The following is a 13479-nucleotide window of genomic DNA, read 5'->3' as shown; positions in this document are numbered from 1 at the left end:
ATCTAGTTCGGCTTTTGCGCCGATACGATGAAGTAGTGCCAATACCAATATCCGAGGCTCAGCCGGTCCTTGAAGGACATCGTCTTCAGTTGCTCTTTCCAGATGCTCTGTAATCCGCCGTGCCGGATGTTCTCAAAGCCGGCTTCCGCGAGCATCGCACACAGCCGGTCGCGGCGCAGTCCATCCCGGAAGTACACCTGGGACAGGATTCGCTGATGAGTGTCCTCGTCCGAATGGGACTTCGTTCCGCCCCATCTGTCGAGCCATCCCACGATTCGGCGTGCGATCAGAGCGGAGGTGCGCTTCGGCGCCGTCACCCAGTCGCCATCGATGATCACCACCCGGCCACCCGGCCGGAGGACGCGCAGCCAGTCGGCGAAGGCGGCTTCGGGGTCGGGCAGCGTCCAGACGAGATGGCGTGACACCACGGCGTCGAAGCGCTGATCCGGCATCATCGTGTTTTCCGCATCGCCGAGATGAAATTTCACCCGCTTCTGCGCGTTGACGTGTTTGGCCGCGGCTTGGGCGATCATCGGCTCGCACAGATCGATCGCCGTCACGGCAAGACCCATCGACAGCAGAACGGCCGTGATCTCGCCGGTCCCCGATGCGAGTTCCAGAACCTCGGACACCTCGGAGCCTTCGAAGTGTTCGCCAAGCAGCCTCGCCCAGGCGTCCCGCTCGCCGATCGAACGAATGCCGTGGCCCGGCGAATTGTCGAAGGTCTCCGCGCGCGCCGACCAATAGGATCTGATTTCGTCTTTCAGCGTGTAGTTGTTCAGGGCCATGGTGCTCACCGCAGGGATCGAAAAGCCGGGACGCCGAGCGGCGCCGAATGATCGAGAGGATGAATCGTGATCGAGCGCTCGGTCATGCGGTCGATCAGATCGGCGTCGTGACTGACGAGCACGACCGCGATCTTCTGCGCGATCGCGATATCGGCGAGCAGATCCATGATCTTCCGTTGCGTCACGACATCGAGCCGAGACGTGGGTTCGTCCGCGAAGATGAAGGCGGGAGCGCACAGCAGCGCCCTGACGAGCGAGATCCGCTGCAATTCGCCCCCCGACACCTGATGCGGCCGCCGCTCCAGAATGCTTTCCGCGACACCGACGCTGTGCAGCAATCGGGGAAGCGAACGCCCACGGTCGTTCGCATGATCGAGAGCATCGCGAACGGTCGCCCCGATGGTTCGCCATGGCGCGAAGGCCGCTCCCGGGTTCTGATAGATCTTCTGATATCGCCGCTTGTCCGACAGCGACCATGTCACGCGTCCCGCGGCCGGGGCGGCGAGCTTCAGCAGCACGTTCCCCAATGTCGTCTTGCCACAACCGGATGGTCCGCAGAGACCGACGATCTCCCCGGCACGGGCAGATAGCGACAGCTCGGTGATCAGTGGACGACGATCCTCGCCGACGCTGATCGTGGCGCGATCCAGCTCCAAGATCGTGTCAGAGGGCGCATAGCGGCGGCGCGGCCAGCGCGACGGCTCCGCATCGACCAGATCGCGCACATAGTCAGTTCGCGGCGCCTGCAACACATCCGCCGTCGGGCCCGTTTCGACCACGCCGCCGTCCCGCAGCACCGAAAGCGTGCCGCCGAGCATGCGGGCGAACGACAGATCATGGGTCACGGCGACAATCGAGCGGCCCTCCGAAGCCAGCACGCGCAGCGCTTCGGCGATCTCCTCTCGGCACGCCGCGTCGAGCCCTTTGGTCGGTTCGTCGACCAGGATCAGGCGCGCCGGTGACGCCAACGCGGTGGCGATGCTGGCGCGCTGTGCCATTCCTCCGGAAATTTCACAGGGCAGCTTCGATCCATCGGTGACGGGCGACAGGCCGAAGCGCTGCAGAAGTCCTCGTGCCACACGGCTTGCACGCCCGCGACCCGCTCCGTCGAACAAACGAGGCATGTCGGCTAATTGCCGCTGCAGAGTCCGAGTCTGGGCCAGCGCGTTCCACGGCTCCTGCGGCAGCAGAAACAGATCGCGCGACCACAGCGCGCGGCGCTCGCTCCCGGTCAGGCGGGCCAGTTCCCGTCCGCCAAGAACCACCGAGCCGGAGATGTCGAGTTCGGCCGGAAGCGTGCCGGCAATCGCCGCGCAAACGATACTCTTGCCCGCGCCGGTCTCACCCAGGATGACGTGAACCGCTCCTTTGCCCAGATGCAGGTCGACATTCGAGATCAACGTCCTGCCGCTCCGATCGGTCACGCTCAACCGCTCGACGATCAGCAGCTCTGTGCCCGCAGTCATGCTTTGGCCCGATCGGCTAGCAGCAACATGCCGCCGACGCTGGCCACGATGGCGGCCGATGGCGCGATCAACAGATGCGGCGCATCCGCGATGTAAGGCAGCGCCTCCGCGATCATGGTGCCCCACTCCGGCGCCGGCGGATTCAGTCCGAGTCCGAGAAAGCCGAGCGCCGCGACCTGAAGGATGGCCTGGCCGAACAGCATCGCGCCGAGCGCGGCCAGCGGATCGGCAAGACGCGGCAGCACCAGCTTCAGCGCAATCGACCGACGCGGCAGCTTCACCAGAGCGGCGGCTTCGACCGCTGTGCTCCGCATCGCGGACTCCGCGGCGAGGAGCGCGACCCGGCACGGCTCCGGCCACGACATCAGCGCGACATTGACGGCGATCGTGAGCGGTGTCGGCGGGAAGATGCCGGACAGAAGCAGAATGCCGACGAACGATGGAAAGGCCTGGAAGATGTCGAGCAGCCAGCGGATCGGACCGCGAAGGCGAGGCACGAGAGCCGCGGCGAGCGCCAGGCCGGTGCCCAAGACGAGAGCGATCGTCATCGCCGTGACGGCGATCAAAAGCGACGTCCGCGATCCGGTCGCGAGCCGCGCGGCGACGCTGCGGCCGAGGCCGTCCGTGCCGAGCAGATAGTCCCAAGACGGTGGCTGCAAGGCGCTGGCCAGATCCTGTTCGTTCGGCGACGGCGCGATCGCCGGTCCGATGGCGGCCAGCGTCAGCATCGCCAGGATCAGCACGAGCCCGACTACCTGTAGTCGCGTCATGTTCTCGTCCGGCGGTCGAACAGCCGAACACTGAACTCGGCGAGCGTGTTGCAGACGACGATCAGCATGCCCACCACGAGGGCGCAGGCCTGCATCATCGGCACGTCCCGCGCCAGCACCGAATCCACCAGCAACTTCCCCAGTCCGGGATAGGCGAACAACTGCTCGACGACGGCCGTACCCTCGAGGTGAGCCGCGAGTGTCGCAAAGACGAAAGCGATGATCGGTGTCGACGACATCGGCAGGGCGTGCCCAACCAATACGGCCGTTTCACCGAGCCCTTTCATGCGGGCGAAGCCGATGCTGGGATGCTCCAACGCCTCAGCGATACAGACCGCGGTGAACAGCGCGATGCGGACCATCCCGCGCAAAGCGAGCGTGGCCGCCGGCAGAACCAGAAACGCAGCGCCGCCGTAACCGGCGGATGGCAGCATGTTCCATTTGATGGAGACGATCAGGACGAGAAGCAGACCGATCACGTAGGTCGGCGTTCCGGACGCCAACGCCCCCGACAGCTTGGCGACCGTCAGGCCGGAAGGCGTTCGGCCGAGCCAGAGGCCGAGGGGGATGCCGAATGCCACCGAGATGGGGATCGACAGCGCCACCAGCAGCAGCGTGCGTCGCAGCGGGGCGTCCAGCATCGCGGCGACCGGCTGATGGGTGACCACGGACCGGCCGAGATCGCCGCGCGCGAGCGCTCCGAGCCACTTGCCGAAGCGCACGGCGGCCGGCTGATCGAGACCCAGCTCGCGCCGAACCGCCGCCTCGACATCCGGCGTGACGTTTTCCACGTCGTACCGCGCGGCGGCCACCTGAAAGGCGACGTCGCCCGGAAGATATTCGACCATCATGAAACTGAGCGACACCAGAACCAGCGTCACCCCGACCATTCGGAGCAGCAACCGAGCGAGCATCCGTGCCGCGAGCTCGATCATGCCCATTGCATCCGGCTGATCCGAAAACTGGCTTCGAACGGATCGCTGATCACGCCTGTCACCTGCCTGGTGTGGGCGAGCACATGTTCGTACCAGGAGTGGGGAATGATCGGCAGCTCGTCGAGCAGGATGCGCGTGATGGTCTGTCGCGCCGCCGTGCGAACCGGCTCGGAGGATGTGGACTCGTAGCCGAGCAGCGCATCGTCGAGCTCGTGCGAGCTCCATCCCACCGCGCCCCAGCCGCGGGCGGACGATGTTGAGAGGAAATCGTCCGCCAGCGTCGCGACCGGGTCCGGCACGGCAAAATACGATCGCGTCATCAGTCCGAGTTCGAGACTGCCATGCCGCGACTTCTGCAGAATCCGCTCCGGCATCACCGTCTCGATCGCCACATCGACGCCGATCTTGCGCCATTGCGCCTGCATGACTGTCGCCAGAGGCAGCAATTCCGGCCGCATCGCATAAGTGCTGAGCGTGAACGCCAGGCGCTGCTCGCCGCGCCGGCGCGGGCCTTCGGCCTGACGCTCCCATCCGGCGGCCTGAAGCAACGCTTCGGCCTCGGCAAGATTGTAGTCCAGCGTTGCGGCGCCCGGCGAACTCCATTCGGGCAGGATCGGCGGCATCAGCCCCGTCGCTGCAGCGCCGGGATTGCGCAGCACCGCCCGTGCGGCGGCCGCGCGGTCGAGCGCCAGCGACAACGCCCGGCGCACCCGGATGTCGGACAACCGCGCGTCTGCGGCATTGACCATCACGTAGCGCAGACGCGGGGCCGGAGTTCGGACGACGCACAGGCTGGAATTGCGCGCCAGCCGCTCGGCAGCGATCGGCGAAACCACATAGGCGATCTCCGCGTCCCTGGATTCCACCATGCGGGCGCGCGTGTCCGCGTCCGTCACCGCCAAGTAACGCACGCGCGCGATCGCAGCGGGAGAGGCTTGGCGCCTCGCGGAGGACAATTCGAGGATGTTGTTGTCGACCAATGAGTCGATCTTGAACGGCCCCGTGCCGACCGGAATCCCTACCTGCCCCGCCGCCGCGTAGGATGACGGAGCCAGGATGATCGAAGAGGCCGCGGCCAGGATCGCCGGCAGAATCGCGAAGGGCCTGTCGAGACGGACGACGACGCTGTCGTCCTCTGCGGCGATCGAACCGATCGGCGCGCGATACAAGGCCGATGCCGGGATCTGCCGCGCGCGACCGATGCTGGACGCCACGATCTCGGACGACACCTTCGTTCCGTCGTGAAACGGTGCGGACGGATCGAGCGAAAACCGCCACGTCAATCCGTCGGCCGACGTCTCGCTCGCGATCGCCAGGCAGGGCTCGATCCTACCGAGAGGCCCGACCCTGAACAGCCCCTCACCGACCTCGAGATTCTGCACCAGATAAGGAGAGACGGTTGCGTCCTCACCGGCCAGACCGGTGGCTCCGACGACGCGAAGAGTGCGGTCACTCGCACGAGCAGCCGGGATCACCGCAGATGCAAGAGCCGCAGCGAGCAAATGTCGGCGGGTCAGCATCTGCGCGGTCGTCCGACCATGCGCGCAGCGTGCTCGCCCCGCCGCCGCATCGCCGAAGACGCGAACAGAGCGCGTATCATCGCGGCTTGGCGCAGGACAGGATGAAGCTGTCCGACAGACCGACCTTCAGACGCGTCGCAAGACTGGCTCCGCGGCGCTGCGCCTTTCGAACCGGTTCGAGACCTTCGATGCGGAAATCGCCGAAACCGGCCTCAGTCAGCATCTGCCGGAGCGCGTTCGGCCTCAAGCCGCGGCTGAAATAGATCTGTCGCATGATGGCTTCATGCGCCGCCCAATCGATCACCGGGGCCTGCGTTCCCTCTCGTCTCTCCATCCATTGCGCGAGCTTGCGGCGCCACCGCTTCAGCAGCGAGGTCTCCGCGAAGTCGCCGTCGATGATCACGATCCGCCCGCCGGGGCGGACGACCCGGTACCAATCGCGAAAAGCCGCCATCGGGTCGACCAACGTCCACACCAGATGCCGCATCACGATGGCATCATGGCTTTCGTCGTCTTCGCGGGTGTCCTCCGCGTCGCCCAAAAACAACGACAGATCGGAGGCTCCGGCGTGTTTCGCCTTCGCCTTTCGAAGCATCGCTTCGGTCAGATCCAACCCCGTGACGCGGAAGCCGAGCGCCAGCAACACCGACGTGATCTCGCCGGTGCCGAAGGCGAGCTCAAGTACGTCGGCGCCGGCCGGCGCCGCCACATGGCTTCCGATCAGATCCAGCCATGCGGCCTTCTCGCCCGGAGCCTGCATGCCGTGTAGCGGGGACTGATCGAACGTCTCGGCCCTGCGGCTCCAATACTCGCGGATCTCCTCCTTCAACGCGAAGTTGGCCAGATGCTGAGACATGCGGTTTCCTCCCCGGAGACGATCGAGACACCGTGCCGCTGGCGCCGCCCTCAGAACGTGCTCTTCATGGTGAGCCACACCGTGCGCGGCTGGCCGGGATAGACATTGGTCGTGGAGCGGACCTGATCGTAGTAGACCGTGTTGGCGATGTTGTAGACGTTCAACGAGATCTTGGTCGTCTTGTTGAGGGTGTAGTAGGCCAGCGCGTCGAACTTGACGTAGCCCGGCACGGTGAAGCTGCCGCCGGTGGCATCGCCCGCCCGCGAATCCGCGGCCGAGACGCCGCCGCCCAGTCCGAGCCCTGCAAGCATTCCCGACTGCCATTCGTACACCGCCATCATCGAGCCGCTGTTCAGCGGCACGTTCGGGAAACGCGCGCCGATGGGCAGCGTCACGTCCTGGGTGATCCTGGCGTCCGTATAGGCGTAACCACCGATCAGGCGCAGTTCGCGCGTGACGTTGCCGACGACGTTGATGTCGAAGCCCGTGCTGGTGACCTGCCCGGCGGTGGTGCTGAAACCCGGATTGGCCGGGTCCGCAGTCAGCACGTTGTCCTTGACGATCTTGAACGCGGCAGCCGTCACGCTCAGCTTGTTGCCGAGCAGATCCCACTTGGCGCCGGCTTCGTAGCCGATGCCGGTTTCGGGCGCGAATGCCTGCCCGGTCGCCGTCCCGGCAAAGCCGGTGTCGGAATCGAGATTGGGCCTGAAGGATTTGGCGACATCGGCGAACAGCGTGAAGTTCGGCACGATCTCGTACGTCACACCGGCTTTCGGAATCACTGGATCCGGGTTCTGGGTGATACGCTGACCGGTGATCAACTGCCGCGCATCCTGATCGTAATTGTCGTAGCGAACGCCGACCAGCGTCTTGAGCTGCGAGGTCCATTCGGTCTGCAGCGATCCGTACAGCCCTAAAGTATCGACGCGATCCTTGAACAGCGACAGGACCGTGGCAGGCGGCTTGGCCTGACCATAGACCGGATTGTACACGTTGATGCTGTAGGGATTGGTCGTGTTGTTAGACCGCCGAAAGTCTTCGAGATCGGTGTAGTGCTCGTATTCGATTCCGGCCAGCAGCGTGTTCTTGATGCCGCCGATGCCGAAATGGCCGACGGTTTCCAGTTGAGAGTTCGATGACGCCCAATTGTAATCCCGAAACGTGTTGCGTCGCATCAGGATGCCGGCGGCATTGACCGAGACGGGCTCGGCCGTCCAGCCGTACAGACTCCCTTCTTTGTACTGAGTGGCGAATCTGACGAGCCAATCCTTGTTGATATCGTGCTCGACCCGAAAGCTCCCAAGGACATACTGATTGCGGATCGGGCCGTCGTTGGGCTCGCCGAGGAAACGGGAGATCGGCAGCGAACCGACATTCTTGTTGACCGCGACCAGACCGCGGTCGAACGGTCGATCGTCCTTCAGGTATTCACCCTCGAACGTCACCCGCCAATCGGCGGACGGCGAATAGGACACGACCGGAGCGACGAAAACACGCTTGCTGTCGATGAAATCGCGGAAGCTGTCGCGCTGGTCGAACGCTGCGTTGATGCGGCCGAGCCACGTCTTGTCGTCCGACAACACCTGGTTGGCATCGATCGTGGTGCGGCGCATGCCGTAGGAGCCGACCGTCCCCATCAAGGTCACGAAGTTGCGGTCGAGCGGCTGCTTGGTGATGACATTGTAGAAGCCGCTCGGATCACTGCGTCCGTACAGCGCGCCGGACGGGCCCATCATCACTTCGACGCGCTCGACATTGGCGGCGTCGTCCGGCTCGTAGCGGCGAACCGCGGAGATGCCGTTCTTGGCGGCATTGCGGGTCGGGAAGCCGCGGATGTTGAACTCGTAGTTGTTGAGGCCGCCGAAATTATTGCCGCGGGTCACGCCGCCGACGACGTCGAGCGCGCCGGCCACCGTCGTCGCATTCCGATCGTCGAGCACCTGCCGGGGCACGACCACGATTTCCTGCGGGATATCCTTGAGCAGCGTATCGGTCTTGGTGCCGCTGGTGGTGCGGGTGGCGCGGTAGCCGTCGACCGGGCCATTGCCACGTTCAACCGTCGCAGGGCGCACATCTGCCACAGCCGGATTGGGCGCAGCGGGCGGCGCGTTCGGCCTTTGCGCCCGCGCAGCGCGACGCTGCGTTGCCCGTGTCGACTGGGCAGAGCGCTGCGATTGCGGCTTCTGACGCGCCACGGGCGCATCGACGGTCACCGCCGGCAGACCCGTCTGCGCTGACGCACCGTCCGCGTAACAGACGCACAGAGCGGCGAGACAAACCGAGACCATTGCGGCCGAGCGCAGCGGTCGTCCGACTCCAGACTGAAACGACGGCAGGAGCTCGCCCCGACCCCACCGAATAATAGTCGAATGCGAAGCCCCGCAACCATGCGATGTACCACGCCCTACGATACGCCCCCCGGCTTCGCTCAACGCACTCTCCCACTCGTGTATGAACTACCTAACAAAAGATCATACAGCCTGGCAAGGCGAGTTGGTTCCAGCGGGTGCTCTATTTTTGATCCCTCCAGAAGCTGGATGAGCAATTCGAGGTCGGAGGAGGTGCACAGCCGACTATCACCACTGGTCGGTTCAGCACGGCAGGAGGCGGCGAGCCGCAGTTGGGCCGTCCGCCCTCCGCGAGAACCCGAAGCAAGGAGTGCGTCCAGGCCGCGGTCGCCTTCGCAGGGACCCCGGCCTCTGCAATCTCGCCAATTAGACACACCGGGCCGGCCGTTGGCCGATCCTCGTCCCCCGCGACCGAAACGTGGCCAACGCAATCATTCGTCGGACCGACAAGTTTGGAGGCCCCCGGCACCCAGCCGGAGGCCTCCCCGATGGCAGCGCGTCACAAGCGCCGTTCAGAGCGGCGCCACTTCATCCCGCACTGAGCCGGCGAATGTGCCGCGCTGCCTCGACCATGTTGATGAGCGCCCCCTGGACCTCGTCCCAACCACGCGTCTTCAATCCGCAGTCCGGATTGACCCACAATTGCCCGTCGGACAGCCGCTGCCGCGCGAGCTGGAGCAGCGTCGTCATCTCCTCGACCGACGGCACCCGGGGCGAATGAATGTCGTAGACGCCGGGGCCGATCTCGTTCGGGTATTTGTAGGTCTTGAAGGCGTCGAGAAGCTCCATCTTCGAGCGCGACGTCTCGATCGAGATCACGTCGGCATCCATCGCGGCGATCGCATCGATAATGTCGTTGAACTCCGAGTAGCACATGTGCGTATGGATCTGGGTCTCGTCCTTGACGCCGGACGAACACAGCCGGAAGCACTCGACCGCCCAATCGAGATAGCCCTTCCATTCCGAGCGGCGCAGCGGCAGGCCTTCGCGCAGCGCCGCCTCGTCGATCTGGATCATCGTGGCGCCGGCCTGTTCGAGATCGCCGACTTCGTCGCGGATGGCGAGCGCGATCTGGCGGCACGCCGTGCTGCGCGGAACGTCGTCGCGGACGAACGACCAGTTCAGGATCGTCACCGGTCCGGTGAGCATGCCCTTCATCGGCTTGGCCGTGAGCGACTGCGCGTACTTCCACCAGCCGATCGTCATCGGCTTCGGCCGCGACACGTCACCGAACAGGATCGGCGGCCGCACGCAGCGCGAGCCGTAGCTCTGCACCCACCCCTCCTTGGTAAAGGCGAAGCCGGCGAGCTGCTCGCCGAAATACTGCACCATGTCGTTGCGTTCGAACTCGCCGTGGACCAGGACGTCGAGGCCGACCTTCTCCTGCCACTGAATCGCCCGGGCGGTCTCGCCGCGCAGGAACGTGTTGTAGTCCGCATCCGAGATCGCGCCCTTGGCATGAGCGGCGCGGACCTGGCGGATCTGAGCGGTCTGCGGAAACGACCCGATCGTGGTGGTCGGAAACGCCGGCAGCTGCAGCCGCTGATGCTGCAGCGCTGCGCGCGCCGCAAATCCACTGTCGCGCTGGGTCATCGCCGAGGTGACCGCCGCGGCGCGGCCGATCACCGCCATGTCGTGCACCTTGGGCGACTTGCGCCGCGTCGCGGCCGCCTTGGCCGAGGCGGACAACTGGTCGTGCACCGCGGCCCGGTCGCCGCTCAAGGCCCTGCCCAGCGTCGACAGCTCGCCCATCTTCTGCAGCGAGAACGACAGCCAGCTCTTCAGGTCCGGATCGAGGCCGGTTTCGAGTTCGAGATCGACCGGCACATGCAGCAGCGAACAGGACGGGGCCAATTGCACGCGTCCGGCGCCACGCTGCTGCACGATCGGCTCCAGGCGGTCGAGCAAGTCCGGCAGGTCGGCGCGCCAGATATTGCGGCCGTCGACTACGCCGAGCGACAACACCAGATCCTTCGGTCCCTTCGCGATCACGGCGTTGATCTGCTTCGGCGCCCGGACCAGGTCGAGATGCAGACCCGCGATCGGCAGCCCTAGCGCTGTGTCGAGATTGTCGCCGAGCCCGCCGAAATAGGTCGCCAGCATGATATCGAGATGCGGCAGCTCCCGCGCAATCTGGCCGTAGACGTCGCGAAACGCCTGGCGCTCGCGGTCGTCGAGATCGAGCACCAGCGCCGGTTCGTCGAGTTGGACCCACTTCGCCCCCTCGGCCGCGAGCCGGCCGAGGATCTCGATATAGACCGGCACCAGCTGCGGCAGCAGCGACAGCACGTCGAGCCCCGTATCTGCGCTCTTTCCGAGCTTCAGATAGGTGACCGGCCCGAGCAGCACCGGACGGGTGTCGTAGCCCAGCGCCCTCGCCTCGCGATATTCGTCGAGCGGCTTGAGCGAGGCGAGCTGGAAGCGCTGCCCGGCGGAAAACTCAGGAACCATATAGTGGTAGTTGGTATCGAACCACTTGGTCATCTCCTGAGCCGGAACGCCATGCGGTGTCGACTCGTCGTGGTAATGACCGTTGGCACAGCCGTGCCCCACGGTGTCGGCCTGCGTGCCGCGGGCCATGGCGAAATAGGTAGCGAGCGAAACCGGGCCCCCTTTCCACCCATAGATCTCGGGAATCGCGCCGACCATCACGCTGGTGTCGAGGACCTGATCATAGAGCGAGAAATCGTTCGACGGAATCACGCTGACGCCGCGCGCTTGCTGCCGCGCCCAGTTCGCCGCGCGCAACGCGGCCGCGACTCGCAGCAGGTCGGCTTCCGTCGACTTGCCGGCCCAGTAGCTTTCGAGTGCGGATTTCAGCTCGCGCCGCGGCCCGATCCGCGGTGTGCCGAGTGTGGCGACGGCAAGAGACGTAGTAGTTGTGAGAGAAGACATGGCTCAACCCCAAACTGTTGGGGGCAAGGCCTAGCGACGCGGCATGATTCCCCGATCACCGCGAGCGCGCCGGGGCCACAAGCGCACCACCGGGACACCCCGCCCGAGGACTATCGTTCGACGAGGCAGGTCTCCTGGCTCGCGGGTCATCACCTTCGTTCGACCTTCCCGGGATCGCTCCCAGTGGCTTTGCTGAACGTCGGCTCACCGCTGACAGTTGCGGGGGCAGCGCCGGCCTTGCACCGGCTTCCCTCTTAGCTTCGGGACGATCGTGCCCGAAGAACCTCGACGGCGATCACTATGGCGAGAGTGATCGGACGCTGTCAAGCGATCCACGCGTCGATCATCTCAACTTATTAGTTTCAACTTCGATCGCGAGTACACACAGCCGCAATAGTCCTGCCGATAGAACTGCTCTTGCTTGGCCAGTTCGGCTGCGCGGTCGGCGCCGCCGGACTTGCGCCAATCGTGATCCCAGTGGATCACGCCGGCATAGCGCGCGGCGGCGCGGCGACCGCATGCATCGACCTGCCCGATATTCTTCAAGCGCGAGATCCCGAGCGAAGTCGCGATCATGGCGAAGCCATGCTGCTCGGCGTGAGCGGCGGTCCGTTCGAGCCGGACATCGAAACACACGGTACAGCGCGCGCCGCGCTCCGGCTCGGCTTCCAATCCCTCCACGGCGCGAAACCACGCAGCCGAGTCGTAGTCGGCATCGACGACGCCGATGCCGTGCCGCGCGGCGAAGCGCTGCAGCTCGTCCTTGCGCCGCAGATACTCGTCGTGCGGATGAATATTGGGATTGTAGAACATCACCGCGTGGTCGATCTCCGACCACAGTAGCGTTTCAATCACCTCGCCCGCGCAGGGCGCGCAGCAGCAGTGCAGCAGGACTCGGCCCTGCGGCACCGGCGCAACCAGCTTGTGTCGTTCGCGGCTCGACAGCGCCGCTTCCTCACCCGGAGCCGTCCGTAGCTTATGACCCCACCGTGTCCGGTGCGATCGATCGGACGATCGAGGCATCCAGCGCCTCGAACCGGTCGAGGCCGAGGGTGTCGTACAGTTCGGCGCGGGTCTGCATCTCGCCGAGCATGGCCTGTGTCGAGCCGTCGCGCTGCAACATCGCATAAAGCTTCTGCTGCGCCTTGTTGGCGACGCGCAGCGACGACACCGGCCAGATCACCATCCGGTAGCCCATCTGCTGAAACTCATCGGCGGTGAAGAACGGTGTCCGGCCGAACTCGGTCATGTTGGCGAGCAGCGGCACGCCCGGCATCCGCGCGGCGAACGCGCGGAACATCTCCGCCGTCGTCAGCGCCTCCGGGAATATCGCATCGGCGCCCGCCTCGATATAGAGCTTGGCGCGCGCCACGGCGCCGTCGATGCCTTCGCTCGCCGCCGCATCGGTCCGTGCGATCAGATAGAGATGCCGCCGCGCCTTGGCCGCGGCGGCGACCTTGGCGGCCATGTCGCGGGCGTCGGCGAGCTTCTTGTCGTTGAGATGACCGCACTTCTTCGGCAACAGCTGGTCTTCGATATGAACCGCCCCCGCCCCGGCATCCTCGAAAGTGCGGACCATGTGCATGACGTTGAGCGCCTCGCCATAGCCGGTGTCGCCATCGACCAAAGTGGGCAGGCCGCCTGCCCGCGCGATCTGCCGGATGAAGAACGCCACCTCGTCGACCGTGATCATGCCGAGATCCGGCAGCCCCATCGATGCGGTCATGGCCGCACCCGACAAATACAGTGCTTCAAAGCCGGCCGCCCGCGCCTGCAGCGCGGCCATGCCGTTGTGCGCGCCCGGCATCCGGACGATGCCGCCGCGCTCGATTAGCGCGCGAAACCGGACGCCTGCGGGGTCGGAGGGGAGATCAGCAGCAACGAGATACGGCATGGTTTCA

The 13479-nt window shown here is 65.3% G+C and carries 10 protein-coding genes and 1 riboswitch; all 10 genes read right to left on the bottom strand.

Annotated features, from left to right (window positions below; translation table 11 throughout):
* Nucleotides 1–2 precede the first annotated feature (2 nt).
* Entirely contained in the window at nucleotides 3–788 is a 786-nt protein-coding gene (locus DNX69_RS01565) for a class I SAM-dependent methyltransferase (RefSeq protein ID WP_110784273.1), read from the bottom strand.
* A 5-nt stretch (nucleotides 789–793) separates the two neighbouring features.
* Nucleotides 794–2254: an ABC transporter ATP-binding protein gene (locus DNX69_RS01560; RefSeq protein WP_110784272.1), complete on the bottom strand. Its 1461-nt coding sequence runs from the start codon at nucleotides 2252–2254 to the stop codon at nucleotides 794–796.
* Complete coding sequence (locus DNX69_RS01555; protein ID WP_110784271.1) at nucleotides 2251–3024, bottom strand: ABC transporter permease; 774 nt, start codon at nucleotides 3022–3024, stop codon at nucleotides 2251–2253. Before DNX69_RS01555 ends, DNX69_RS01560 begins: the two co-directional genes overlap by 4 nt.
* Entirely contained in the window at nucleotides 3021–3959 is a 939-nt protein-coding gene (locus DNX69_RS01550) for an ABC transporter permease (protein WP_165825161.1), read from the bottom strand. Before DNX69_RS01550 ends, DNX69_RS01555 begins: the two co-directional genes overlap by 4 nt.
* Nucleotides 3956–5479, bottom strand: coding sequence for an ABC transporter substrate-binding protein (locus DNX69_RS01545; protein WP_110784269.1), 1524 nt, complete (start codon nucleotides 5477–5479; stop codon nucleotides 3956–3958). The genes DNX69_RS01550 and DNX69_RS01545 overlap by 4 nt, the downstream gene beginning before the upstream one ends.
* A gap of 76 nt (nucleotides 5480–5555) precedes the next feature.
* Nucleotides 5556–6335, bottom strand: coding sequence for a class I SAM-dependent methyltransferase (locus DNX69_RS01540; protein ID WP_110784268.1), 780 nt, complete (start codon nucleotides 6333–6335; stop codon nucleotides 5556–5558).
* Between the two features lie 50 nt (nucleotides 6336–6385).
* Nucleotides 6386–8416, bottom strand: coding sequence for a TonB-dependent siderophore receptor (locus tag DNX69_RS01535; protein WP_165825160.1), 2031 nt, complete (start codon nucleotides 8414–8416; stop codon nucleotides 6386–6388).
* A 795-nt stretch (nucleotides 8417–9211) separates the two neighbouring features.
* Nucleotides 9212–11578, bottom strand: coding sequence for a 5-methyltetrahydropteroyltriglutamate--homocysteine S-methyltransferase (gene metE, locus DNX69_RS01530; RefSeq protein WP_110784266.1), 2367 nt, complete (start codon nucleotides 11576–11578; stop codon nucleotides 9212–9214).
* A gap of 107 nt (nucleotides 11579–11685) precedes the next feature.
* Nucleotides 11686–11881, bottom strand: a riboswitch (cobalamin riboswitch).
* A 45-nt stretch (nucleotides 11882–11926) separates the two neighbouring features.
* On the bottom strand, nucleotides 11927–12487 hold the full coding sequence (locus tag DNX69_RS01525; protein WP_283809318.1) for an epoxyqueuosine reductase QueH: 561 nt from the start codon (nucleotides 12485–12487) through the stop codon (nucleotides 11927–11929).
* Nucleotides 12488–12554: 67 nt separating this feature from the next.
* A complete protein-coding gene (gene prpB, locus DNX69_RS01520) occupies nucleotides 12555–13472 on the bottom strand; it encodes a methylisocitrate lyase (protein WP_110784264.1) in 918 nt (305 codons plus the stop codon).
* Nucleotides 13473–13479 lie beyond the last annotated feature (7 nt).

The sequence above is a fragment of the Rhodopseudomonas palustris genome (genome assembly GCF_003226555.1).
Taxonomy (GTDB): domain Bacteria; phylum Pseudomonadota; class Alphaproteobacteria; order Rhizobiales; family Xanthobacteraceae; genus Rhodopseudomonas; species Rhodopseudomonas palustris_I.
This window is presented reverse-complemented; position numbering and strand designations above follow the sequence as displayed.